This is a genomic window from Acidovorax sp. GW821-FHT10A04 (assembly GCF_059415825.1).
In genome coordinates, this window is sequence record NZ_JBWKNZ010000007.1 from 213,958 (window position 1) to 237,770 (window position 23,813).

Genomic DNA, 23,813 nt, shown 5'->3' on the forward strand with positions numbered 1-23,813 from the left:
ATTCTTTGATTGTACTAAGTGGCCTGCCTACGATGGCGCATCTTCATCCCTTGCAAGCACACCATGCGCATTGCCCTGCTGGCCTTCGACGGCTTCAATGAACTCGACTCCCTGATCGCCCTGGGCATCCTCAACCGGGTCAAGCGCCCGGGCTGGGAGGTGGCCCTGGTCTGCCCCACTGCGCGTGTGCGCTCCATGAACGGCATCGTGGTCGAGCCGCACCAGGCGTCACTGGCCTGGGCGCGCGACGCGGATGCGGTGCTGGTGGGCAGCGGCATCCAGACCCGCGAGGTGGTGGAAGACGCAGTGCTGATGGCGCAGATGCAGTTCGACCCCGTGCGCCAACTGCTGGGTGCGCAGTGCTCGGGTGCCCTGGTCCTGGCCAGGCTGGGCCTGCTCGACAATGTGCCGGCCTGCACCGACCTGACCACGAAGCCCTGGGTGCAGGCGGCGGGCGTCACGGTGCTCGACCAGCCGCTCTTTGCCCGCGGCAATGTGGCGACCGCAGGGGGCTGCCTCGCATCGTCGTACCTGGCGGGATGGGTGATTGCCCGCCTGGCGGGCGTGGAGGAGGCTGCTACCGCCCTGCATTACTTCGCCCCGGTGGGAGAGAAGGACGACTACGTGGCCCGCGCCATGGGCCATATCGAACGCTACCTGCCGGCGGCAGAGCCGGTCTGAGGCTGAGCGCTTACTCCTGCGCGTTGCGCCGCTGGTCGCGCAGCATGAACAGGTACAGGCTCTCGACCTTCTCACGCGCCCAGGGCGTCTTGCGCAGGAACTTGAGGCTCGAGCCCACGCTCGGGTCGCTCTGGAAGCAGCGCACCGGGATGCGCTCGGCCAGGCCAGCCCAGCCGAAGTAATCGGCCAGGCCCACCACCATGGCCTCCAGCGTCACGCCGTGCAGCGGGTTGCGCGGCTGGGCGGGTTTGGCGGGCGTGGCTTCTGGCGGGGTCCCGGGTTCGGGCGTCGGGGTGTCGGGGGCGTCGCTCATGTCCCAAGCATACCTTGGGGGATGGCGCGAAGCGGCTTGCGGGGGGTCAGGTCGTGCGTTGCAGGTGCGAGTTGCGCTGCACCAATTCGGCCGTCCAGTCCACGAAGGCGCGCACCTTGGCGCTCAGGTGGCGGTTGGGCGGGTAGACCACGTAGATCGGCAGCAGGGGCTGTGTCCATTCGGGCAGCAGGCGCACCAGGGCGCCGGTCTCCAGGTGGCGCGTGGCCTGGAAGCTCGTGACCTGCCCGATGCCCAGGCCCGAGACGGTCGCCGTTACATAGGCGTTGCTCTCGTTCACGCTGACCTGGTAGGGGCCGGTGATGTCCACCGACTCATCGCCCTTGCGGAACTCCAGCGGGTAGTGGCGCCCGGTCTGGGGCGAGAAGTAGACGACGATGGCGTGCTTTTCCTCGATCTCCAGCGGATGTACGGGCGTGCCGTGCTTGGCCAGGTAGTCGGGCGAAGCCACGGTGATGAATTCGAGGTTGCCGATGCGCCGCGCCACCAGCGATTGGTCGGTCAACTCGCCGCCGCGGATCACGCAGTCCACGTTGTCGCTGATCAGGTCCACCATGCGGTCGCTCACGCCCAGGTCCACCTGGATGTCGGGGTAGCGCGCATGGAACTCGGCCAGGTTGGGCAGGATGAGCAATTGCGCCATCGAGGTGCCCACGTCCACGCGCAGGCGCCCGCGCGGGTTCGAGCGGGCGTTGGTCATGCTCGCCTCGATGTCGTCCAGGTCGGTCAGCAGGCGGATGGTGCGCTCGTAGTAGGCGGCGCCGTCGGCGGTCACGGTGACGCGGCGCGTGGTGCGGTTGAGCAGCTTCACGCGCAGCCGCTCCTCCAGCGCCTGCACATGCTTAGTGACCGTGGCCTTGGGCAGCGAAAGCGAATCCGCCGCCCTTGTGAACGTGCCGGCCTCCACCACCCGCACGAATATGCGCATGGCCTGTATCTGGTCCATGGGCTCTCCTTGTACTTGCACCCACCAGTGGGTGCAGCGGAATTCTCACATGCGGTTTGCATTTGATTGTTGAGCTTTTGGAAACAGTGCAGTGGTGTTTGGCCTGTTTATCGGGCAGGCGGCAGGTACTACATTTCATCCATCGTCAATCCAATGGGTCCATGCCATGCAGCCCGACCGTCCGTCGCCACCTTCGCCGTCCCCCCGTGCCGGAGCCTCTTCCAAGGCTTCGGGCAGCGCAGCGGGCGCTCCCCAGCGCACCGACGCCACCATTGAGGTGGCCAAGGGCGAAGAGGTGGCGGTGCGCGTCTATGGCCGCAAGCAGCCCGGCAAGCCCTCGCCGCTGGTGGTGCATTTCCACGGCGGCGCGTTCACCACGGGTGACCTCGATACCGGCTGCACCGTGGCCGACCTGCTCGAGAGGGCCGGCGCCGTGGTGGTATCGGTGGCCTACCCGCTCACGCCCTTCCCCCAGCCGGTCAACACCGGCTACGGTGTGCTGCAGTGGGCGTTTCGCAACCGCGTCAAGCTCGGCGGCCAGGGTGCGCAGATCTACCTGGCCGGCGAAGAGGCCGGCGGCAACCTGGCGGCCGCCGTCTCGGTGATGGCGCGCGACCAGTCGCACCCGCCGCTGGCCGGCCAGATCCTGCTGTCGCCCATGCTCGACCCCTGCGTGGGCACGGCCTCGGTGCGCGAAGCCACGGGCGACGCCACCGGCTGCAAATGGACCGAGGGCTGGCGCAACTTCCTGCGCTGCCCGCGCGATGCCGAACACCCCTACGCCGTGCCTGCCACCGCGCACCGCCTGGCAGGACTGCCCTCCACCCTGGTGATGGTGGGCGACACCGACCCCATGCACGACGAGGCGCTGGCCTATGCCGCGCGCCTCGAATCCGCCGGCCTGCTGGTACGGCGCCATGTGTTTCCCAAAGCCGGAGAGATGCCCGAAGCCCTGGAGGCTGAGCAGCGTGAATGCCCCTGCGCCGAAGGCGCGCTGGTGCAGATCCGGCAGTTTTTCGAGGACACCCGATGTCCGGCCCCCACCTGAAACCCCAGGGTTTGTAGGATGTGGTTGACCTCAACTTAAGTTGAGGTTCGATACTCCCGCCACCCCACTTACCGAGCCAGGCGCTCACCCCGTAATTTCCGGCCATTGGCGCCGGAGGGGGAATGCTTTGCCCATGACTGGCCAGGAGCTGGTGCAAGTGCCGACACAGATCGGTACGGACCGGCTGTTGCCCGCGCTTTTTGACGATCTGTTTTGCCCATATCAACGACACGGAGGAATTGCCCATGAACACCATCGACCTGCAGGCTGCTGCACCCGGGAGCACTGCCACTGCCGACACAAAAGCCGCCGCACTGCGCAGCCGGTGTTGACCTTGCCACCGTGTCAGTGCCCAGACTTCGTCGTCTCCAATCCACCCGATCTTGAAAACCGCAGCGGGGCGTGTTCCACGAGAACTACCCCGCCACAGAAAGTGACCATGAACTTCCATCTTCCTTTCCCCAAGCGCCCCCTGGGCCTCGCCACCCTGGCCACGGCCGCCGCTGCCGTCGCCGCATCCGCCGTGCTGGTGTTCCAGTCGCCCTCGGCCCAGGCCACCGCCGGTGCGGCGCAGCCCCAGGCCGTACCCGTCTCCGTGTCCGCCGTGCTGCAACAGGACATCAGCCTGTGGGACGAGTTCTCGGGCCGGCTCGAAGCTGTGCAGCGCGTGGACATCCGCCCGCGCGTGGCGGGTGCCGTGCAGGCCGTGCACTTCCGTGAAGGCTCGCTGGTCAAGCAGGGCGACCTGCTGATCACGGTGGACCCAGCCCCCTACGCCGCCGAGGTGGACCGCGCCGAGGCACAGGTCGCCGCAGCGCAGGCCCGCGTCTCCTACACCCGCAGCGAGCTGGAGCGCGCCACGCGCCTGCTGCAGGAAAGCGCCATCGCCCAGCGCGAGCACGACGAGCGCCAGAACGCCCAGCGCGAGGCCGACGCCAACCTGCGTGCCGCCCAGGCCGCGCTGCAGGCCGCGCGCCTGAACCTCGGCTACACCCAGGTGCGGGCCCCCGTGGCCGGCCGTGTGGGCCGCATCGAAGTCACCGTGGGCAACCTGGTGGCCTCGGGCGCCGGTGCGCCGGTGCTGACCACGCTGGTCTCGGTGAGCCCGATCTACGCGAGCTTCGATACCGACGAGCAGATCGTCGTCAAGGCGCTGCAGGACCTGAAGTCCGGCAGCAGCGCCCGCACCCTGATCGAGCGCATCCCCGTGCAGATGGGCACCGGCACCTCGGGCGGCACGCCGCACGCAGGCAAGCTGCAGCTCATCGACAACCAGGTCGATGCCAGGAGCGGCACGGTGCGCGTGCGCGCCGTGTTCGACAACGCCGATGGCGACCTCATTCCCGGCCAGTTCGCGCGCATCCGCATGGGCCAGGCACGCAGCTCGCAGGCCATCCTGATCAACGAGCGCGCCGTGGGCACGGACCAGAACAAGAAGTTCGTGCTGGTGGTGGGCGAGGGCAACAAGGCCGAGTACCGCGAGGTCACGCTGGGTGCGCCCATCGAAGGTCTGCGCGTGGTCACCTCGGGCCTGAAGGCCGGCGAGACCATCATCGTCAACGGCCTGCAGCGCGTGCGCCCTGGCGCCGTCGTCGCCCCGCAGTCCGTCCCCATGACCGCCAAGGCCGAAATCCCTTCCGCCGACCGCAAGGAAGCCCGCGCCGCCAAGTCGCCTGCCGCATAAGGGCACCGCGCGCCTGCTGAAAGACCATCGCCATGAATCTATCCCGCTTCTTCATCGACCGACCCATCTTCGCCGGGGTGCTGTCGGTGCTCATCTTCCTCGGAGGGCTGATCGCGCTGCGCAGCCTGCCGATCTCCGAGTACCCCGAGGTGGCCCCGCCCTCGGTGGTGGTGCGCGCCCAGTACCCGGGCGCCAACCCCAAGGTCATCGCCGAAACCGTGGCCACGCCGCTGGAGGAATCCATCAACGGCGTGGAAGGCATGCTCTACATGGGCAGCCAGGCCACGACCGACGGCGTGATGACGCTGACCGTGACCTTCGCCCTGGGCACCGATCCCGACAAGGCCCAGCAGCTGGTGCAGAACCGCGTCTCGCAGGCCGAGCCACGCCTGCCCGAGGAAGTGCGCCGCCTGGGCGTCACCACGGTCAAGAGCGCGCCCGACCTGACCATGGTCGTGCACATGGTCTCGCCCAACGGCCGCTATGACATCGACTACCTGCGCAACTACGCCGTGCTCAACGTCAAGGACCGCCTGGCGCGCATCCAGGGCGTGGGCCAGGTGCAGATCTTCGGCGGTGGCGACTACTCCATGCGCGTCTGGCTCGACCCGCAGAAGGTCGCGCAGCGCGGCCTCTCGGCCAGCGACGTGGTGGCTGCCATCCGCGGCCAGAACGTGCAGGCCGCCGCCGGCGTGGTCGGTGCTTCTCCCGGCCTGCCTGGCGTGGACCTGCAGCTGTCCATCAACGCCCAGGGCCGACTGCAGACCGAGGACGACTTCGGCGACATCATCGTCAAGACCGGTGCCGACGGCGCGGTAACGCGCCTGCGCGACATCGCCCGCCTGGAGCTGGGCGCGGCCGACTACTCGCTGCGCTCGCTGCTCAACAACGACCCGGCCGTGGGCATGGGCGTGTTCCAGGCCCCGGGCTCGAATGCCCTGGACATCTCGGCCAACGTGCGCAAGACCATGGACGAGCTGCAGAAGAACATGCCCGAAGGCGTGGAATTCCGCATCGCCTACGACCCGACGCAGTTCGTGCGGGCCTCCATCAAGTCGGTGATCCAGACCCTGCTCGAGGCCATCGCGCTGGTGGTGGTCGTGGTGATCCTGTTCCTGCAGACCTGGCGCGCCTCCATCATCCCGCTGCTGGCCGTGCCGGTGTCGGTGGTGGGCACCTTCGCCGTGCTGCACCTGCTGGGCTTTTCGATCAACGCCCTGAGCCTGTTCGGCCTGGTGCTGGCCATCGGCATCGTGGTGGACGACGCCATCGTGGTGGTGGAGAACGTGGAGCGCAACATCGAGGCCGGCCTGACCCCGCGCGAGGCCACCTACCGCGCCATGCGCGAAGTCTCCGGCCCCATCATCGCGATCGCGCTGGTGCTGGTGGCGGTGTTCGTGCCGCTGGCCTTCATCAGCGGCCTTACGGGCCAGTTCTACCGCCAGTTCGCGGTCACCATCGCGATCTCCACGGTGATCTCGGCGATCAACTCGCTGACCCTGTCGCCGGCGCTCAGCGCGCTGCTGCTCAAGGGCCACCATGAGCCCAAGGACGCGCTCACGCGCGGCATGGACAAGGTGCTCGGTGGTGTGTTCCGCGGCTTCAACCGCGTGTTCCACCGCGGCTCCGAGGCCTACAGCGGCGGCGTCAAGCGCGTCATCGGCCGCAAGGCGCTGATGCTGGTGGTTTACCTGGCGCTGGTGGGTGTGACCTTCGGCCTGTTCAAGGTCATTCCCGGCGGCTTCGTGCCCGCGCAGGACAAGCAGTACCTGATCGGCTTTGCGCAGCTGCCCGATGGCGCCACGCTGGACCGTACCGAGGACGTGATCCGCCGCATGGGCGACATCATGAAGAAGAACCCCAACGTGGAAGACGCCATCGCCTTCCCCGGCCTGTCGATCAACGGCTTCACCAACAGCTCGAACTCCGGCATCGTCTTCGCCACGCTCAAGCCCTTTGCCGAGCGCACGCGTGCCGACCAGAGCGGCGGCGCCGTGGCGGGCCAGCTGAACCAGTCGTTCGGTGCCATCCAGGAAGCCTTCATCGCCATGTTCCCGCCGCCACCGGTGGCGGGCCTCGGTACCACGGGCGGCTTCAAGCTGCAGATCGAAGACCGTGCATCGCTGGGCTACGAGGCCATGGACTCGGCCGTGAAGGCCTTCATGGCCAAGGCCTACCAGACACCCGAGCTGGCCGGCCTGTTCACAAGCTGGCAGGTCAACGTGCCGCAGCTGTACGCGAACATCGACCGCACCAAGGCGCGCCAGCTCGGCGTGCCCGTGACGGACATCTTCGAGACGCTGCAGATCTACCTGGGCAGCCTGTACGCCAACGACTTCAACCAGTTCGGCCGCACCTACAGCGTGCGCGTGCAGGCCGATGCGGCCTTCCGTGCCCGCAGCGATGACGTGGGCCTGCTCAAGGTGCGCTCCACCACGGGCGAGATGGTGCCGCTGTCGGCGCTGATGAAGCTCGAGCCGAGCTTCGGCCCCGAGCGTGCCATGCGCTACAACGGCTTCCTCGCGGCCGACGTGAACGGCCAGCCCGGTCCCGGCTTCTCGTCGGGCCAGGCCCAGGACGCCATCGAGCGCATCGCCGCCGAAACGCTGCCCAAGGGCATCGGCTTCGAGTGGACCGAGCTGACCTACCAGGAGATCCTGGCCGGCAATTCCGCCGTGCTGGTGTTCCCCATCGCCATCCTGCTGGTGTTCCTGGTGCTGGCCGCGCAGTACGAAAGCCTGACGCTGCCGATCGCCATCATCCTGATCGTGCCCATGGGCCTGCTGGCCGCCATGGCGGGCGTGTGGCTCAGCAAGGGGGACAACAACGTGTTCACCCAGATCGGGCTCATCGTGCTGGTGGGGCTATCGGCCAAGAACGCCATCCTGATCGTGGAGTTCGCCCGTGAGCTGGAGTTTGCCGGGCGCACGCCCGTGCAGGCCGCCATCGAGGCCAGCCGCCTGCGGCTGCGCCCCATCCTGATGACCTCGCTGGCCTTCGTGATGGGCGTGCTGCCCCTGGTGCTGTCCACCGGTGCCGGTGCCGAAATGCGCAGCGCCATGGGCGTGGCGGTGTTCGCCGGGATGATCGGGGTGACGGCCTTCGGCCTGTTCCTCACGCCGGTGTTCTACGTGGTGCTGCGCCGACTGGCGGGCAACCGCCCCCTGGCCAACCACGGCAGCCATACGGCGCCGCTGACCGATGCCACCGGCCCCGGCGCCGTGGCCCACCCGATACTGGCTGCACCGCGCGGCCATGACGAATGAGTGCAAGGGAGTCTTTGCCATGAATGCCAACACGATTTTTTCCGATCCTTCCCTGACCGTGCGGCGTGCGGCGCGCCTGGCGCCGCTGGTCGCCGCCCTGGTGCTGGCCGGCTGCATGGGCACGCCTGTCGCTCAGCAGCCCGAGCATGCCGGCGTGGCCGTGCCCGCCAGCTTCAGCGTGGCCGATGGCGCACCTGCCTGGACCACCGCCGCCCCCGCCGAGGCGCAGCCGCGCGGCGAATGGTGGCTGGGCTTTCAGGACCCGGTGCTCAGCGCCCTGGTGGAGCGTGCCGCCAGCGGCAACACCACGGTGCAGGAGGCGGCCGCCCGCCTGGCCGAGGCGCGCTCGCTGCTGCGCTCGGCCGATGCCGCACGCGCCCCGCAGGTGGGTGCCTCGGCCGGTGCCACGCGCCAGGCCGGCGCTGGCACCACGGGCAGCACGCAGGCGTCGACGCTGACCTCGGTGGGGCTCAATGTCGCGTACGAGGTGGATCTTTTCGGCCGCTTGTCCAAGGCCAGCGACGCCGCGCGCCTGGATGCCCAGGCCCGCGATGCGCTGCTGCAGAGCACGCGCCTTCTGGTGCAGGCCGACGTGGCGCAGACCTACCTGCAGCTGCGCTCGGTGCAGGCCGAGCAGCTGCTGGTGCGCGAAAGCCTGGGCGCCTACCGCGACACGCTGCGCCTGACGCAGCGCCGCTTCCAGGCCGGCGATGTGGCCGAGCTGGACGTGGCGCGCGTGCAGACCGAGGTCGCGGCCACCGAATCCGAGGCCCTGGCGCTGGAGCGCCAGCAGGCGCTGCTGTCCAATGCCCTGGCCGTGCTCGTGGGCGACGTGGCCACGGGCTTTGCCGTGGCCCCGGCCGCCAGCGATGCGGCCCTGCCCGTGATCCCGGCCGGCGTGCCCGGCACGGTGCTGGCGCGCCGGCCCGACGTGTCGGCGGCGCAGGCTTCGGTGCTGGCGGCGCAGGCGCGCGTGGGCGTGGCCGAGGCGGCCTGGTTCCCGGCCATCACCCTCACGGGCAATGCCGGCCAGGCCTCGCCCGAGCTCGGTGACCTGTTCAAGTGGTCGGCCCGCTCCTGGGGCATTGGCGCGCTGCTGTCGCTGCCGATCTTCGACGGCGGCCAGCGCAAGGCCCAGGAAGAGGGCGCCCGCGCCCGGCTGGAAGCCGCCATGGCCGCCCACCGCGGCCAGGTGCTCACCGCCTTCCGCGAGGTGGAGGACCAGCTGAGCGCGTTGCGCCTGCTCGCCGGCCAGGCCGAGGCCCAGGGCCGTGCCGTGCAGTCGGCCGTGCGCGCCACGCAGCTGTCGGATTCGCGCTACCGCAACGGCCTGGTGAGCCAGCTCGAACTGCTGGACGCACGCCGCAGCGAGCTGCGCAACCGGCGCCAGGCGCTGCAGGTGCGCACCGCGCAGTACACGGCCACCGTGGGTCTGATCCGCGCGTTGGGCGGCGGCTGGGGCGATGGCAAGGGCGCCACCCTGGCGCAGGCACCCGCCCGCTGAGGGGCTGCTGTCCCTGTGGATCTTGACAGGGGCTTTCCGGGGTGCCCCCCCCGGCCTGCGGCAAGGGGCCTATAGTGCCGGGTGTCGCCGCTCGGCCAATGCGTTGGTTGCGTGGCCGCCCCCTTCACACCCCCTTGCTAATCAGGAGCATCCGCATGAGTTATCCCGATACCCGCCTCTTCATCGCCGGCCAGTGGCAGGACGCCGCCGACGGCAAGACCATCGCCGTGCACAACCCCGCCACCGGCAAGGAAATCGGCCGCGTGGCCCATGCCGGCAAGGCCGACCTGGACCGTGCGCTCGAAGCTGCGCAGAAGGGTTTCGAGGCCTGGCGCGACATCCCCGCGGCCGACCGCGCCAAGACCATGCGCCGCGCTGCCGCGCTGATGCGCGAGCGTGTGGACGCGATTGCCGCCATCATGGTGCAGGAGCAGGGCAAGCCCCTGGCCGAAGCCAAGGTGGAGACCATGGCCTCGGCCGACATCATCGAATGGTTCGCCGACGAATCGCTGCGCGTCTACGGCCGCATCGTGCCCTCGCGCAACCTCAAGGCCCAGCAACTGGTCATCAAGGACCCCGTGGGCCCCGTGGCGGCCTTCACGCCCTGGAACTTCCCGATCAACCAGGTGGTGCGCAAGCTCGCGGCCGCACTGTCGGCCGGCTGCTCCATCCTCGTCAAGGCGCCTGAAGAGACCCCGGCCAGCCCGGCCGAGCTGATCCGCGCCTTCGCCGATGCCGGCGTGCCCGCCGGCACCGTGGGCCTGGTCTACGGCGACCCGGCCGAGATCTCCAACTACCTGATCCCGCACCCCATCATCCGCAAGGTCACCTTCACCGGCTCCACGCCGGTGGGCAAGCAGCTCGCGGCCCTGGCCGGCAAGCACATGAAGCGCGTGACCATGGAACTGGGCGGCCATGCCCCCGTGATCGTCGCCGAGGATGCCGACGTGGCGCTGGCCATCAAGGCCGCCGGTGGCGCCAAGTTCCGCAATGCGGGCCAGGTCTGCATCTCGCCCACGCGCTTCCTGGTGCACGAGAGCATCCGCGCCGAATTCGTGGCCGCGCTCACCAGCCATGCCCAGGGCCTGAAGGTCGGCGACGGCCTGGTCCAGGGCACGCAGATGGGCCCGCTGGCCAACCCGCGCCGCATCACCGCCATGGCCGACCTGCTGGCCGACGCCGTGCAGCAGGGCGCGCAACTGGCCGCCGGTGGCGAGCGCATCGGCAGCGAAGGCAACTTCTTCCAGCCCACCGTGCTCAACGACGTGCCGCTGTCGGCCCGCATCTTCAACGAAGAGCCCTTCGGCCCCGTGGCCGCCGTGCGCGGCTTCGAGAAGATCGAGGACGCCATCGCCGAGGCCAACCGCCTGCCCTTCGGCCTGGCCGGCTACGCCTTCACGCGCTCGCTCAAGAACGCCCACCTGCTGTCGCAGCGCCTGGAAGTCGGCATGCTGTGGATCAACCAGGCGGCCGCCCCTGCGGCCGAGCTGCCGTTCGGTGGTTTGAAGGATTCGGGCTATGGCTCCGAGGGCGGCTCCGAAGCCGTCGAGGCGCACCTGAACACGCGCCTGGTCTCGATCATGAACGTCTGATGGCGGTGTGATCCTTGCCTGCAGGCACCTGGGTTCCAGAGGCCTGCTCTGTTTCACCTGTTCAGGAGCTAGGACATGCCGACACCTGCACCTGTGCTGCACCCCAGCGCCGCGGCCTTGGTGCGCGGCGAGGGGGACATGCTGCAAGACCGGGCCTATTTCCGCCGGCTCGGCGTCCCCTACGACGTCCAGGGCCTCCTGGGCGTGCTGCGCAACCACAAGCCCAGGTCGGCCATGCCGCTGGCCTGCCACAGCCTGGCGGACCTTCATGCCACGGAGGCCCTGCCGGTTCTCAAGGAACTGGCCGACTTTTCGATGCAGGACGTCAAGGCCACCTCGGTCCTGGCCGTGGCCCGGCTCTGTGGGGCCGAGGCGACGGACTGGCTCACCGAATGCCTGGTGCGCAAGGGAACGCTCAAGAGCTATGTGCTCTGGGCCCTGGCGGCCGTAGCCGACCCGCGGGCCTACCCGGCCGTGAAGGCCTGGTCTGACCCCCTGATCCGAAAGCTTGAGCGCAAGCCCGAGAAGCCTGCGCTCTCCAACCTGGTGTTTGCCATCGCTTACCTCGAACAGGTGGCGCAGATCCACCCCGAGGCCGTCGGCTTGCTGGCACGCTTTGAAGCCGTGGCGCGCACGCTCCCCCCGGGTGACTTGTCGGAATTTCGCAGCTTCACACGCATGTTTGCGAGGAGTGCGGCCACCACGGACCCTGTACCCGACTGGCTGGCGCAGGTGGTGGCGGCCCTCCCCTCAGAGTGCCGGCTGCATCAGTCGAGCCCGGACATCGGCCGCGTAGGTCCGTCCGACCTTGGCGGTCTTGCCCCCCGGGAACACGACGCTCAGTGAGGAGTACCGGCCGACCGACACATGGGCGATCGCGCCCAGGCGGACCAGCGTGCTGCGGTGGATGCGCATGAATTCCCCGCCAGGCAGGCTGCGCTCCAGGTCGGACAGGCTCTCGCCGTGCAGGTAATCCCTGCCGTCCGCGTGGATGCGCGCGTAGTCGCGCTCCGCCTGGATGTGGGTGATGCTGCTGCACGGAATGCGCAGGTAGTTGTGGCCCGATTTCACCCACAGGTCGCTGGTGCCGGCATGGCGGTGCGCGGCGGCGGCGGCTGCGCTGCGTAGGCTGGCAATGACTTCCTCCAGCTCCGCGATCCGGTCCTGGCGGCCTTGCGACAGCACGGCCTGGCGCGCACGCTCCAGGGCCAGGTGCAGGCGCCCCGGGTCGATGGGCTTGGTCACGTAGTCGATGGCATGGGCGTCGAATGCGCGGCGGGCCTGGTCGTCGAAGGCGGTCACGAACACGACGGCGGGTGCCGGGGCGGGCAGGTGGGGTACCAGGTCGAAGCCGCTGCCGCCGGGCATCTGGATGTCCAGCAGGACAATGCGCGCGTCGAACTCCGCCAGCCTGGCGAGGGCCTGCTGCACGGTGGCCGCTTCCGCGACCGCGCCGACCCAGTCCAGGCGCTGCAGGTGCCGTATGAGCCGGCGCCGTGCCAGCGGCTCGTCGTCCACGACCAGCACGTCGATGGGGCCCATCATCCGGTCCTCCAGGGCAGTTCGATCTCGGCGCGAAACTGCCCCCCATGGGTGCGGGCGCTGAACCTGCCGCTTTCGCCAAAGCGCATGCGCAGGCGGTCCGCGACATTGCGCAGGCCGATGCCGAAGCCGACCACGGTGTCCGCCGACGGGCGCCCGCCGGCCGGCAGATCGTTCTCGACCACCAGCCGCAGAACGTCCTGCTGGCGCAGCGCGCGGATGGTGATCTGCGTGTGCGCCGCGGACTGGCCCACACCATGCTTGACGGCATTCTCGATCAGCGGCTGCAGGATCAGGCTGGGCACGAGCGCGCGCCGCACCTCCTCGGGGGCCTCCACGGCAAAGCCCATGCGGTCGGAGAAGCGCTCCTGCTCGATCGCGAGATAGTCCTCCTGCAGCACCAGCTCATCCGCCAGGCTGACGTCCTGCAGGGGGTCGATGGTCAGCGTGGTGCGCAGGAACATCGACAGCGACAGCAGCATGCGGCCGGCACGCGCGGTGGCGCCTTCCTCGACCAGGCCGGCGATGGAGTTGAGGGTGTTGAACAGGAAATGCGGGTTGGCCTGGTAGCGCAGGGCGCGCATCTGGGCGTGCAGGGCCTCCTCGCGCGCGGCGGCCAGGCTGCGTTCGCGATCCCGCACCTCGAAGGCATAGACCATGGACACATACAGGCAGGACCAGCCGAAGAACATCGCCATGCTTGAGACCATGGTGTAGCCGAAGTTGCGCCAGCTGAAGTCGGGCACCTCGGGCGCCACGTAAAAGCGGTAGACCTGGAAGTCGAACAGGCTGTACAGCGGCGCGCAGGCCATGGACAGCGCAAACGCCATGGCCGCCTTGAACAGGATGCCGCGGCGGCGCAGCCGGAACAGCAGTGCCGACATGCCGATGGTGAGCAGGGCGCCGAAGCTGTTGAGCACCAGCTTGCCCGAGAGCGATTCGAGCGGGTCGACGCCAGCGATCCCCCACAGGATGCTGTCGCTGAGCAGCACGGCACTCCAGAACACCGCGGCCAGCTGCAATGTGGTGCGGCGCAGGCCGGACCAGGCGCTGGCGGCGGCATCGCCGGGCAGGTCGGTGGTGTCGTTCGTCGACGGTGGGGGTCCGTTCGTCGAAATGTGCATTGCTTCGTCGGACTGGGAAGTCGTTGGAGTTTGCGGTGGTGGGAGTCTCGCCAAGAATTCTCCCGGGTCCTCTCCATTCCGGGAATGGGGGCCTTCCAGACCCTGGTTCCCGTCGGATGGATTCTGGCCCATCCCCATTCCACCCTTCACCGCAATGGATCTGACGCTACGGCCCTTTCGCGAATCGCTCGAGCAACTGCTGCACAGCGCCGACCTGCCCAGCCTGCATGCACAGGTGCAGCAACTGGCGCAGGCGCTCGGCTTCGAGCATTTCATCTATGCGCTGCGGGTGCCGGAGCACTTTGCGCAGTCGAGCGTTTTGCTGGTGGATGGCTACCCACCAGGCTGGACCCGCCACTACATGGCCCACGACTACCATGCGCACGATCCCATCATCCGCTATTGCAGCCGCAACATCCTGCCGGTGCTGTGGCACGAGGTGCCCGGTGATGGCCCCGGCCCGCAGGCCCGGCGCGTGATGGGCGAGGCAGCCGAGCACGGGCTGTGCACCGGCCTGAGCGTGCCGCTGCACACGCCCCACGGGGAGCTTGGTATCTTGAGCGGCACGGTCTCGCGCACGGGCCGCGCCGCCCAGGCCGACATGGCACAGGTGCAGGCGCATGCGCACCTGCTGGCCAGCTATGTGCACGAGGCCATGCGCCGCCTGGCCCCCATGCCGCTGCAGCCCCCTGCGCTGAGCCCGCGCGAGCAGCAGGTGCTGCGTTGGGCCGCCGACGGCAAGACCTCGTGGGAGATCTCGTGCCTGTTGCACATCTCCGAACGCACGGCCAATTTCCACCTCAACGCCATCGCGCAGAAGCTGGGGGTGTTCAGCCGCCAGCATGCGATTGCGCGGGCCCTGCTGCTCGGCCTCATCCAGCCGCGTCCGTTCTGATCGCGTCCCTGCAGGCATGCGCTGCCCCCGCGGGGGATGGCCGGCTTCTTGACAGGCGCCGATAAAATACATAGCATGATATATATCAAAGGAGAATCATGGTCCAGGACACGGTCAAGGAGCTCGGGTTCCTCACCCTCGGCACACGCTTTCGGCGCATCGGTGAGTCGCTGCAGGCGCAGACCCAGGCGCTCATGGCCCGGCATGGCATCGACCTGCCCGCGGCCCACTTTCCATTGCTCGCGGCGCTCGATCGGCACGGCCCGCTGGGCGTGGGGGAGCTGGGCACGGCGGTCGGCGTGAGCCAGCCGGTGGTCACGCGCTCCCTGCACGGGCTGGAGGCAAGCGGTCTCGTGGAGTCGCGCACGCTGCAGGAGGATCGGCGCATCCGCAAGGTGCAGCTCAGCGAGGCCGGGCAGGCGCTGGTCGAGCGTGCCCGGCGCGAGGTCTGGCCGGTGATCGAGGCCTCGGTGGCCCAGATCTGCGCGCCGCTCGAAGGCCCGCTGCTGGAGCAGCTGTCCGCGCTCGAAGCGGGCCTGGAACACACCTCGCTGCTGCAGCGCGCAGCCGTCTCCATCGCGGCACAGCCCGCGCGATCCAAAGGAAAGGCATCCCGATGAACAGCTCCCTCGACCGCCCCGTGTGGGCTTCGCTCCTCCATGCACCGCAGCTTGCCGAAGGCGGGGACCTCGCCAGGCGCTACCGGCGCGACGTGAACCTGTTCGCCTGCGCACGGGACGACGATGGCGCCAGCCTTGCCGCGCTGGCCAGCCTGGTGGGGGCGGGAGAATCCGTTTACCTGGCGCAGGTTGCCCCGGTCCAGGTACCGCCGGGCCTGCAACTCGTGCGCAGTGCCCAGGGGGTGCAGATGCTGGCCATGCAGCCCGTCGCGCCTGTGCCAGGCGAAGAGGCCGTGGTGGTGCTTGGCGATGCCGATGCGCCCGAGATGCTGGCGCTGGCGCAACTGACCGAGCCCGGTCCCTTCCTGCCGCGCACGCACACCATGGGCCGCTTTGTCGGCGTGCGTATTGGGGGTCGCCTGGCCGCGATGGCCGGCGAGCGCATGCGCTTTGCCGGCGCCACCGAGGTCAGCGGGGTCTGCACCCATCCCGACTTCAGGGGGCGCGGCCTCGCGCGCCGGCTGTCGTCCGTGGTGGCGCATGCCATCCAGCAGCGTGGCGACCAGGCCTTCCTGCATGCCTGGGTCAGCAACCACGCGGCCATTGCGCTCTATGAAAGCCTGGGCTTTGAGACCCGCACGCAGGTGCAGGTGGCCGTGCTGGCGCGCTAGGCTGCCTGTCCGGCGGGCTTGCCGATGCTCACCGCGTGCGCAGTGACTCGGCCATGACAAAGCGCCGTTTGCCGGCCTCCTTGGCGCGGTACATGGCGCTGTCGGCCTGCTGCAGCAGGGCCTCGCAGCTGGCCAGGCCGGTGGCGGCATGCGGGCCGTAGCTGGCGCCGCCGATGCTGGCGGAGATCTGCAGCACCAGGCCTTCGATCAGGAACGGGGATGCCAGGCTTTCCACCAGCTTCGCGGCCACCTTGGCCGTGCCCCGCAGGCCCGGCTGGACCAGGGCCACGGCGAATTCGTCGCCCCCCAGCCGCGCGACCAGGTCGCCGCCGCGCACCCCTTGCAGCAGGCGCTGCGCGGCCTGCTGCAGCAGCGCGTCGCCCACCGCGTGGCCATGGGCGTCGTTGATGCCCTTGAAGCCATCGAGATCGACGAACAGGATGGAGACGTTGCCCCCGTTGCGGTGGGCCTGCGCCAGCTGCTGCTGCACGATCTGCCGGAACAGCGAGCGGTTGGCCAGGCCGGTCAGCATGTCGTGGTGGGCCGCGTGTTTTGCCGTGTCCAGCAGGTGCGCCGCCTGCTTCAGTGCGTGGCCGACCTTGTCGGCCTCGGTCAGGCCCAGGGGCGGCACCACGATGGGGGCGCCCGAGCCCAGGGCCAGCGCCGGTCCGGTCAGGGCCTGCACGGCGCTGGCGATGGATCCGCCGATGCGCCAGGCCAGGAGCAGGCTGGCGGTCAGCATCAGCACCAGTCCCGCGAGCAGCCAGGCGACTGTGCGCAGCAGCGGGGTGCTCAGGCTGCTGCTCGGAATGCCGATGGAGACCGCCCAGCCCGTGGCCGGTGAGCGGCTGAAGGCCGAGAGCACGGGGATGCCTTCCAGGGTCACGGCATCCACCGAGTCTTCGTCCACCTGGGCCAGCCGCTGCAGTATCAGCGGGGCGCCCTTGGCACCGACAAAGCGCCGCATCTCGTGGCTGCGCGCGACGATGCTGCCCTCGGTGTCGTAGATGGAGACGATCCAGTCCCGGGCCAGGTGCTGGTTGTTCAGCAACTGGGTCAGCCGTTCGGGCCACAGGCTGGCCCTGAGCCGCAGGTCTGCAGTGGGGACCTTGCCAGTGCCCCCCGGCGCCACGGGCACCGCGATCGTGACGGCGGTTTCCTTCTCGAAACGGGCCTGCAGGAAGGCCGCTTGCGAGAAGGAGGGGGTGGGGCGGGGGTGGGGGGAGGGTGTGGTGGCAGCGTGGGTGCCCGGTGGCAGGCGGGTGTCCATCAGCACGCTGCCATGGCCGTCCTCCAGCACCAGGGCCGCCACGTGCAGGTGGCCCAGCGCGTCCTCGGCCTGCAGCTGGAAGGCGGGCAGGTTGCCGGCCAGCAGCAGGCGGGACGTCGACAGCACCCTGAGCCCCGATTCGACACCGGCGAGGTCCTTGTCCACGGTGGCGATGATGGCGCGCGCGGTGACCACGAGGGCCCTGGCCTGTTGCTCGCGCAGCCGCTGGTAGTCGTAAACCATCACCACCACGGCCATCAGGGACACGGGCAGGCTGGCCGCCACCACCAGGAACACCAGGCGCGATCGGATGGTCGGCGGCATGGCGCCATAGACCGAGATCAGCAAGCTTGTGACCAGGAACAGCGCCACCAGCCCGCTGATGGTGAAGCCCAGCCAGCTGCCACCGATGCCGGTCGGACCGGCGCCACAGATGCTGCCGGGGGCAAAGCTGGCGGCCGCCATGCCGGTGTAGTGCATGCCGGCAATGGCGATGCCCATGACCAGGGCGCTGGCCGTCTTCTTGCGAAAGCCCGTGAGCACGGTTTCGTGGCGCAGGCGAAAGCAGATCAGCAGCGCGGCGGTCGCAGCGCCGATGGCAAAGAGAACCGAGAGGGCGAACAGCCAGGGGTCGTAGGTGATGCGGGGACGCATCTGCAGCGCTTCCATGCCCAGGTAGTGCATGGCCGCGATGCCCAGGCCCATGAGCGCCCCCGCCCCCAGCAGGCGCTGCCAGCCCAGCTGCGGCTGGCTGACCGTGTGCAGGGCCAGTGCCGAGGACAGCACGGCGACCAGCCAGGACGCCAGCGTGGTGCCGGCACCGTAGGCCAGCGGCACCGGCAGCGAAAAGGCCAGCATGCCGACGAAATGCATGGACCAAATGCCGGTCCCCATGGCCAGGGCGCCGCAGCCCAGCCACAGCAGCGCGCGGCGCGCATGGCCGATGGCCGCGGCCACCCGCGAGGCCATGTCCAGGGCGACGAAGGATGCCACCACCGCCGTCGCGACCGACAGCAGCACCAGCACCAGGTCGTGGCTACCCTGCATAGGGGCCCGGGATCGGGCCCCAGCGCGGGGCTCCAGGCATGCACAGGCTCATCGACACCTCCCGTGGGAAACGCAGGGATATCCTCATCGGACAACCATGCTAGCGGTTCCCTGCGGCGTCTGAAAGCTTTGCTTTGCACGCCACCCGGTGGCTGGATCCCGCCATGGGCAGGCTGGCCGCCAGGCCTTTGCAGCGGGGTAAAAAAAAGCCCGCTCCGATGGGAATCGGTGCGGGCTTGGGCACCCCATGCGCGAGGCCTGGGGCGCCAGTGCGGGATGCTCTCAGTGCTTTTCGGGTGCGGGTGGCAGTGGTGGCGAGACGGCGCCTTCGGCCTGCACGAAGCTCAGCGTGGTCACGTAGCTGGCTTCGCCGTATTTTTCGCCCTGGGCTTCGCCGGGGGTCTTGTCGGTGTGGTGCACTTCGGCCACGTACTGGCCCTTCCAGGGGGTCAGGAACTCCACGGTGCCGTCATCGGCGGACTGGGCTTCGCGGCTCCAGCCGGCGGGCGAGACCAGTTGCACCTTGGCCTTGGGCAGCGGCTTGCCGTTGAACACGACCTTGAGCTGGCCGGGCTTGCCGGTGGGCACCAGGTCCAGCGCTTGGCCGGGCGCCACGGGCTGGGCGAGGCTCGCAACCCAGCGGGCCGAGGGCTGCCAGTACATGGCGGGCAGGTTGCGCTTGCTGCGGTCGATCAACGGATAGGTGGCGGCGGCGAACAGCGTGTCGGCGTTGCCGGTCACGGTGTAGGCGAATGCGTCCTTGGTGAGCTTGCCTTCGACCTTCTGGCTGGTGGTGCCGGCGCGCTGCTCGAGCACGGGCACGCCCTTGAACTTGTCCAGGGAGCCGGGCGAGGTCTCGCGCAGGTTGTCGTTGAACTCGCCGAAGTGCAGGCGGGCCTGGCCGCCGGCGTTTTCGAGCCAGACCTGGTGGGCCTGGGCGGCGGTGGCGGCGGCCACCAGGGCAAGGGCGGCGGCGGTGCGAAGTGCGAAGGTCATGTGAAAGGCCTTTGAGAGTGAGAAAGAGAGTAAATGAGAACGATGGTGATTATCGTTGCACTTTACAAGTCCACTTGCGCGGACAGGGAGACCGTGCGCGGGCGGCCCAGGTAGGTGCCGTTGAGCCAGTACTGCCGGTCGGTGAGGTTGGCCATCGACAGGCGCCAGACCACGGGCTTGCCCGAGACCTTGGCGGCATAGCGCAGCCCGGCATCGAGCAGCGTGTAGGCGGGCAGTTGCTGGGTGTTGAGGGCATCGCGCTGCTGCTTGCCGGTGTAGAGCACACCGCCCGTGAGCGCCAGGCCGGGCACGGCGGCGATGTCCTGTTCGGCATAGAGCTTGGCCTGGACCTCGGCGACGTTGGCTGGCGTCTTGCCCTGCAGCGCCGGGTTGGAGGTCTGCCGGGTCACCTGGGCGTCCAGCAGGGTGACGCCGCCCCACAGCGTGAGCCCGGGCAAGGCGCGGCCGCTGGCGGTGAATTCGACGCCCTTGTGCACCTGGCGGCCATCCTGCACGTACACCGGTGCGGCGGGGTTGGTGGTGGTGTCGGTGTACTGCAGGCCCTTGTCGATCTGGAACAGCGCTCCGGTCAGCAGCATGTGGCCGAGTTCGGCCTTGACCCCCAGCTCGGCCTGCTTGGATAGCAGGGGCGGCAGGATGGCGCCCGCATTGACCACGGCGCGTCCACCCGCAGTCAGCGGCGCCGTGCCGCCCTTCTCCAGGCTCTCCATGTAGTTGGCATACAGCGTGATGTGCTCCAGCGGCTTGAACAGCACCGCCACCGAGGGCGTGGTACGGCTGTCGCCATAGCGGGCCGTGGTGGCACCCGCGGCGTTGTAGCTGGTGTCCGTGATGCTCGCGTGCGTGAGGCCGACCAGGGCCGACCACTGCGCGTTGAACTCCACATGGTCGCCCAGCACCCAGTTGCCGTAGCGCGAGCGCTGGGCGATGTACTTGGCGCCCGTGATGCTGAAGGGCGGTGCGGTGAGCGCCGTGGGGGCGGCGATGTCCATGGGGGCGGAGGTCAGCGTGGCCCAGCCGCCTGCCGAGCTCAGGAACGGGGTGCGCTCGTCGTGGTCGCCGTACCAGCCCGCGGTGAGCTTGTGGCGCAGGCTGCCGGTCTGCAGCTTGCCGTCCACCAGCGCGAAGCCGCCCAGCGCCTGGACATCGGGGTAGTCCCAGGCGCTGGCCTGCACGCGGTAGCGCCCCGGGACCCCGGTAACGAAGAGGTTGTTGGCCGCGATGAGGTCGATGTCGCTCTTGCGCTGCGTGAGGCCGGTGCGCACGGTCAGCGCCTCGCTGGCGCGCCAGGTCACGCGCGCGCCCCACTGGGTCTGCGTGGTGTCGGTGCGCGTGAAGGGCTGGCCATAGGCGCGGTGCAGGTCGGGCGCTGCGGGAAACGCGGCCCCCGGGTCTACATCCCAGAAGGGCTCGGTGCCCTGCATGTGGTAGGTGCTGCGCGAGGCATCGAACTGGAGCTGCAGGCGGTCGCTGAGGTTCCAGTCCAGCGCACCGCTCACCAGTCCACGCCGCAGGGACTGGCCGTCGAGCCGCAGGTCGCCGTCCTGTGCCACCGCGTTGAGGCGGTAGGCTAGGCGGCCGTCGGCGTCCAGCGCACCGCCGAAGTCGCCGTGCACCCGCAGGTTGCTGCCTTCGGTGATGCCGGCGGTTACGCGCGCCAGCGGCTGGTAGACGGGGCGCTTGAGCACGTAGTTGATGGTGCCGCCCACGTTGCCGCTGCCATAGAGAAAGCCCGACAGGCCGGTGAGCACCTCGATGCGTTCCTTGTCCTCCAGGTCTGTGTTGACGTAGGTGGTGGTGCTGGGTACTCCGTCGATGCGCTTGGTGGAGCCGACGCTGAAGCCGCGCATGGCGACGCTGGTGAAGAAGCGCGACTGCGGTCCCTGCAACTGCACCACGGGGTTGTAGCGGAAGGCATCGTCGGGCTTGCTGGCCTGCAGGTTCTGCAGCAGCTCGCTGGTGGTCACGTGGACCGAGAACGGCGTGTCCAGCAGGGGCAGATCGGCCAGGGGGCCGAGCTGGCGCACCTGGGCGGGGCGGTAGCCCTGCGCAGCAGCGCCATCGCGTTCGCTGGCGGCTTCCTGGATCTTGACTTCGGGCAGGGCCTGCTGGGCCTGGGCCGTGGTGGCCAGGCCGAGCAGCGCGGCCATCATGGGTGTCAGTGTGCGTGGCATGGCAGTGTCATCTCTTGGAAAGAGGCAGGCGGGCCCTTGGTGGCCGCATGCCGTGGATCACAAAGAATTGGCTGCCTTTGCAGGACACGCTGGTCCGCGCCGGTGGCTGGAGAAATTCGCACGGACCACCGGGCAGCCTGCGCAGCAGTCCGCAGGTCGCCCGGTGGCCGCAAGGCCGGGGTCAGAAGTCGACGCTGGCGCTCAACGTGAAGGCGCGCGGGGCACCCACCACCAGGTAACCCGAGCCTGGGTAGCCGCCCACCGAGGCCCAGTGATTCTTGTTGGTCGCGTTGTCGATGCGCGCGCGCAGCGTGACCAGCTTGCCGCCCATCTCGGTCAGGTAGCGGGCACCCAGGTCGAGGCGGTTCCAGCCGGCCACGCGCAAGGTGTTGGTGGCGTTGGCGTAGCTCGATCCGGTGTGCACCAGGCGGCCGTCGAGGGCCAGGCCGCGCACGCCGGGTACGTCCCATTCCAGCCCCAGGTTGGCCTGCAGCTTGGGCACGCCGATCACGCGCTGGCCTTCGGTGAGGGCCGAGCCGGTGCGCTGCTGCTTGGCTTCGAGCCAGGTGGCACCGCCGAGCACGCGCAGGCCGGCAACGGCCTCGCCCTGCACGGCCAGTTCCAGGCCCTGGTGGCGGTCCTTGCCATTGGAGCCGAAGATGCCGGCGGCATCGACCACGGAGCGTGGCTTGTCGGTGGAGAACAGCGCCAGGCTGCCGCCCACGCGGCCGCCGTCGTATTTCACGCCGATCTCCTTTTGCTTGGAGACATAAGGGGCCAGCATGGTGCCCCGGTTGGCCGCGGTAGAGGGGGCTGTTTCGCCCTGGCTCAGGCCCTCGGCATAGTTGGCGTAGACCGACAGGCTCTTGTCCAGCTTGTACAGGGCACCGAGCAGCGGGCTGGTGCGGCTCTGGTCGTAGCGGTCGGTCTGCGCGCCGGTGCCATAGGCGAAGTTGGCGATGTCGAACTTCTGGTGGCGCAGGCCCAGGGTGATGAGCAGGCGGTTGTCCAGCACCGACAGCGTGTCGCCCAGGGCCACGCTGCTCAGCTTGATGCGGCCCGTGGTCAGCGGGTTGCCCATCACGCCGCCGCGCAGGGCATTGGCGCTGTAGCCCGGCAGGGCCGTGAAGACCGGGTTGTAGAGGTTGGTGGCCTGGGTGTTGCCGAAGTCCATGACATAGGCGTTCTTCTTGTCCAGGCTGAACGTGGACGCGGCGAGCACCCACTCGTGGCCGATGCTGCCGGTCTGCAGCTTGCCGCGCAGGCCCAGCTCGCCGGTGTTCACATTGTCCTTGCGGTTGTTGTCGAAGCGGTAGGTCGTGCCTGCGCCCGTGGCCGCATTGGCCACCGAGAGGTTGGCCAGCGAGTTCGACTCCGTGCCGCTGCGCGCACCGGCGGCAGCCCAGGCGGTGATGTTGGAATTGATGTCCCACTCGCCGCGCAGCGTGCCGAAGGTGTCGCGCTCGTTGGAGAAGGCCCAGGGCTGGGCGAAATTGGAGCTGCCGTCGGGTGCCGTGGGCACGGCGGTCGCCGTGGCGCCCAGCGTGACATTGGTGCGCGTGCGGTTGAGCTTGTGGTCCTGCCAGCCGATGTCGCCCGACAGGCGCACGTCGCGGCTGCGCCAGTCCAGGCCCACGGCGACCAGGCCGAGCTTGGCCTTCTCGTCGTCGACGGCCGTGCCACCGTTGTGCGAGGCCACGTTGACGCGGATGCCGGTATTGCCATCGGGGCCGAAGCGGCGTGCGATGTCGGCCGCCACGTCGCTGTGGCCGCCGCTGCCCGCGCCCACGCTCACGCGGTTCAGCGGCTCATTGGGGGCGCGTTTGGGCAGCAGGTTGATGGCGCCGCCCAGGCCGCCGCCACCGGGGTTGGCACCGTTGAGGAAGGACGAGGCGCCGCGCAGCACTTCCACGCGCTCGAACAGCTCGGTGGCGATGTACTGGCGTGGCAGCAAGCCGTACAGGCCGTTGTAGGCCGTGTCGTCCGAGCCCAGGATGAAGCCGCGGATGAAGTACGACTCCTGGAAGTTGCCGAAGCCGCGTGCCACGCGCACGGTCGGGTCGTTCTGCAGCACGTCGCCCACGCTGCGGGCGTGGCGGTCCTGGATCAGTTCATTGGTGTAGCTGATGGTGGAGAACGGTGTTTCCATCGCATCGCGCGTACCCAGGATGCCCACGCGGCCGCCGCGCGCCACCTGGCCGCCCGCATAGGCAGGCGACAGGCCTTGCGCAGAAGCATCGGCGCTGGCGTTCACGGTGACGGTGGAGAGCGTCTTGTCGCTGCCGGCAGCGGTCTGCGCGAGTGCGGCTGGCAGGGCAAAGGTGCACAGCAGTGCGGCGGCCAGGGCGGCTGGCGTGTGTGCCAACAGGGGAGGGCGATGGGTCGTGTGCATGGTGGTCAG

At 69.1% G+C, this 23,813-nt stretch carries 18 protein-coding genes; 10 read left to right on the forward strand and 8 right to left on the reverse strand.

From position 1 onward, the window contains the following. Positions 1-63: 63 nt before the first annotated feature. A complete protein-coding gene (locus AC07PF_RS16835; RefSeq protein ID WP_494612619.1) occupies positions 64-681 on the forward strand; it encodes a DJ-1/PfpI family protein in 618 nt (205 codons plus the stop codon). Between the two features lie 10 nt (positions 682-691). Here the strand turns inward: AC07PF_RS16835 and AC07PF_RS16840 are convergent, their stop codons facing one another. Further along, the gene (locus AC07PF_RS16840; protein ID WP_007854629.1) at positions 692-994 is read right to left on the reverse strand and encodes a VF530 family protein; all 303 of its coding nucleotides are present in this window, start codon (positions 992-994) and stop codon (positions 692-694) included. 46 nt (positions 995-1,040) lie between these two features. Continuing rightward, positions 1,041-1,958, reverse strand: coding sequence for a LysR family transcriptional regulator (locus AC07PF_RS16845; protein WP_494609289.1), 918 nt, complete (start codon positions 1,956-1,958; stop codon positions 1,041-1,043). 166 nt (positions 1,959-2,124) lie between these two features. Here AC07PF_RS16845 and AC07PF_RS16850 point away from each other — a divergent pair, with 166 nt between their 5' ends. From AC07PF_RS16850 to AC07PF_RS16875, 6 genes are all read left to right on the forward strand, one after another. Then, on the forward strand, positions 2,125-3,006 hold the full coding sequence (locus AC07PF_RS16850) for an alpha/beta hydrolase (protein ID WP_007854632.1): 882 nt from the start codon (positions 2,125-2,127) through the stop codon (positions 3,004-3,006). 439 nt (positions 3,007-3,445) lie between these two features. Further along, positions 3,446-4,690 carry an efflux RND transporter periplasmic adaptor subunit gene (locus AC07PF_RS16855; RefSeq protein WP_007854633.1) on the forward strand — a complete coding sequence of 415 codons (1,245 nt, stop codon included), beginning with the start codon at positions 3,446-3,448 and terminating at the stop codon, positions 4,688-4,690. A gap of 32 nt (positions 4,691-4,722) precedes the next feature. Continuing rightward, on the forward strand, positions 4,723-7,956 hold the full coding sequence (locus AC07PF_RS16860) for an efflux RND transporter permease subunit (RefSeq protein ID WP_494609290.1): 3,234 nt from the start codon (positions 4,723-4,725) through the stop codon (positions 7,954-7,956). A gap of 19 nt (positions 7,957-7,975) precedes the next feature. Beyond that, positions 7,976-9,460: an efflux transporter outer membrane subunit gene (locus AC07PF_RS16865; RefSeq protein WP_494612621.1), complete on the forward strand. Its 1,485-nt coding sequence runs from the start codon at positions 7,976-7,978 to the stop codon at positions 9,458-9,460. A 155-nt stretch (positions 9,461-9,615) separates the two neighbouring features. Continuing rightward, on the forward strand, positions 9,616-11,052 hold the full coding sequence (locus AC07PF_RS16870; RefSeq protein WP_145696963.1) for an NAD-dependent succinate-semialdehyde dehydrogenase: 1,437 nt from the start codon (positions 9,616-9,618) through the stop codon (positions 11,050-11,052). A 75-nt stretch (positions 11,053-11,127) separates the two neighbouring features. Further along, entirely contained in the window at positions 11,128-11,898 is a 771-nt protein-coding gene (locus AC07PF_RS16875; protein WP_494612622.1) for a hypothetical protein, read from the forward strand. Here AC07PF_RS16875 and AC07PF_RS16880 read toward each other — a convergent pair. Next, entirely contained in the window at positions 11,803-12,594 is a 792-nt protein-coding gene (locus AC07PF_RS16880; RefSeq protein ID WP_494612624.1) for a LytR/AlgR family response regulator transcription factor, read from the reverse strand. The genes AC07PF_RS16875 and AC07PF_RS16880 overlap by 96 nt on opposite strands. After that, positions 12,594-13,718: a sensor histidine kinase gene (locus tag AC07PF_RS16885; RefSeq protein ID WP_494612625.1), complete on the reverse strand. Its 1,125-nt coding sequence runs from the start codon at positions 13,716-13,718 to the stop codon at positions 12,594-12,596. The genes AC07PF_RS16880 and AC07PF_RS16885 overlap by 1 nt, the downstream gene beginning before the upstream one ends. A gap of 154 nt (positions 13,719-13,872) precedes the next feature. Here AC07PF_RS16885 and AC07PF_RS16890 point away from each other — a divergent pair, with 154 nt between their 5' ends. The 3 genes from AC07PF_RS16890 (at position 13,873) to AC07PF_RS16900 (ending at position 15,904) form a co-directional block, all read left to right on the forward strand. After that, on the forward strand, positions 13,873-14,613 hold the full coding sequence (locus AC07PF_RS16890; protein ID WP_494612626.1) for an autoinducer binding domain-containing protein: 741 nt from the start codon (positions 13,873-13,875) through the stop codon (positions 14,611-14,613). 98 nt (positions 14,614-14,711) lie between these two features. Next, positions 14,712-15,233 (forward strand): MarR family winged helix-turn-helix transcriptional regulator, encoded by a 522-nt coding sequence (locus tag AC07PF_RS16895; RefSeq protein ID WP_007854649.1) that lies wholly within the window; start codon positions 14,712-14,714, stop codon positions 15,231-15,233. Beyond that, on the forward strand, positions 15,230-15,904 hold the full coding sequence (locus tag AC07PF_RS16900) for a GNAT family N-acetyltransferase (protein ID WP_007854659.1): 675 nt from the start codon (positions 15,230-15,232) through the stop codon (positions 15,902-15,904). Before AC07PF_RS16895 ends, AC07PF_RS16900 begins: the two co-directional genes overlap by 4 nt. 28 nt (positions 15,905-15,932) lie before the next feature. On the opposite strand, the gene AC07PF_RS16905 is transcribed toward AC07PF_RS16900, so the two are convergent. From AC07PF_RS16905 to AC07PF_RS16920, 4 genes are all read right to left on the reverse strand, one after another. Beyond that, positions 15,933-18,221: a sensor domain-containing diguanylate cyclase gene (locus AC07PF_RS16905; protein ID WP_494612627.1), complete on the reverse strand. Its 2,289-nt coding sequence runs from the start codon at positions 18,219-18,221 to the stop codon at positions 15,933-15,935. 282 nt (positions 18,222-18,503) lie between these two features. After that, on the reverse strand, positions 18,504-19,217 hold the full coding sequence (locus AC07PF_RS16910) for a TonB-dependent receptor (protein ID WP_494609296.1): 714 nt from the start codon (positions 19,215-19,217) through the stop codon (positions 18,504-18,506). A gap of 62 nt (positions 19,218-19,279) precedes the next feature. Then, positions 19,280-21,412, reverse strand: coding sequence for a TonB-dependent receptor (locus AC07PF_RS16915; RefSeq protein WP_494612628.1), 2,133 nt, complete (start codon positions 21,410-21,412; stop codon positions 19,280-19,282). A gap of 181 nt (positions 21,413-21,593) precedes the next feature. Continuing rightward, positions 21,594-23,804 carry a TonB-dependent receptor gene (locus AC07PF_RS16920; RefSeq protein WP_494612629.1) on the reverse strand — a complete coding sequence of 737 codons (2,211 nt, stop codon included), beginning with the start codon at positions 23,802-23,804 and terminating at the stop codon, positions 21,594-21,596. Positions 23,805-23,813 lie beyond the last annotated feature (9 nt).

Coding starts and splice junctions, on each gene's coding strand:
- AC07PF_RS16835 (WP_494612619.1), top strand. CDS start 64: ATGCGCATTGCCCTGCTGGCCTTCGACGGCTTCAATGAACTCGACTCC.
- AC07PF_RS16840 (WP_007854629.1), bottom strand. CDS start 994: ATGAGCGACGCCCCCGACACCCCGACGCCCGAACCCGGGACCCCGCCA.
- AC07PF_RS16845 (WP_494609289.1), bottom strand. CDS start 1,958: ATGGACCAGATACAGGCCATGCGCATATTCGTGCGGGTGGTGGAGGCC.
- AC07PF_RS16850 (WP_007854632.1), top strand. CDS start 2,125: ATGCAGCCCGACCGTCCGTCGCCACCTTCGCCGTCCCCCCGTGCCGGA.
- AC07PF_RS16855 (WP_007854633.1), top strand. CDS start 3,446: ATGAACTTCCATCTTCCTTTCCCCAAGCGCCCCCTGGGCCTCGCCACC.
- AC07PF_RS16860 (WP_494609290.1), top strand. CDS start 4,723: ATGAATCTATCCCGCTTCTTCATCGACCGACCCATCTTCGCCGGGGTG.
- AC07PF_RS16865 (WP_494612621.1), top strand. CDS start 7,976: ATGAATGCCAACACGATTTTTTCCGATCCTTCCCTGACCGTGCGGCGT.
- AC07PF_RS16870 (WP_145696963.1), top strand. CDS start 9,616: ATGAGTTATCCCGATACCCGCCTCTTCATCGCCGGCCAGTGGCAGGAC.
- AC07PF_RS16875 (WP_494612622.1), top strand. CDS start 11,128: ATGCCGACACCTGCACCTGTGCTGCACCCCAGCGCCGCGGCCTTGGTG.
- AC07PF_RS16880 (WP_494612624.1), bottom strand. CDS start 12,594: ATGGGCCCCATCGACGTGCTGGTCGTGGACGACGAGCCGCTGGCACGG.
- AC07PF_RS16885 (WP_494612625.1), bottom strand. CDS start 13,718: ATGCACATTTCGACGAACGGACCCCCACCGTCGACGAACGACACCACC.
- AC07PF_RS16890 (WP_494612626.1), top strand. CDS start 13,873: ATGGATCTGACGCTACGGCCCTTTCGCGAATCGCTCGAGCAACTGCTG.
- AC07PF_RS16895 (WP_007854649.1), top strand. CDS start 14,712: ATGGTCCAGGACACGGTCAAGGAGCTCGGGTTCCTCACCCTCGGCACA.
- AC07PF_RS16900 (WP_007854659.1), top strand. CDS start 15,230: ATGAACAGCTCCCTCGACCGCCCCGTGTGGGCTTCGCTCCTCCATGCA.
- AC07PF_RS16905 (WP_494612627.1), bottom strand. CDS start 18,221: ATGCAGGGTAGCCACGACCTGGTGCTGGTGCTGCTGTCGGTCGCGACG.
- AC07PF_RS16910 (WP_494609296.1), bottom strand. CDS start 19,217: ATGACCTTCGCACTTCGCACCGCCGCCGCCCTTGCCCTGGTGGCCGCC.
- AC07PF_RS16915 (WP_494612628.1), bottom strand. CDS start 21,412: ATGCCACGCACACTGACACCCATGATGGCCGCGCTGCTCGGCCTGGCC.
- AC07PF_RS16920 (WP_494612629.1), bottom strand. CDS start 23,804: ATGCACACGACCCATCGCCCTCCCCTGTTGGCACACACGCCAGCCGCC.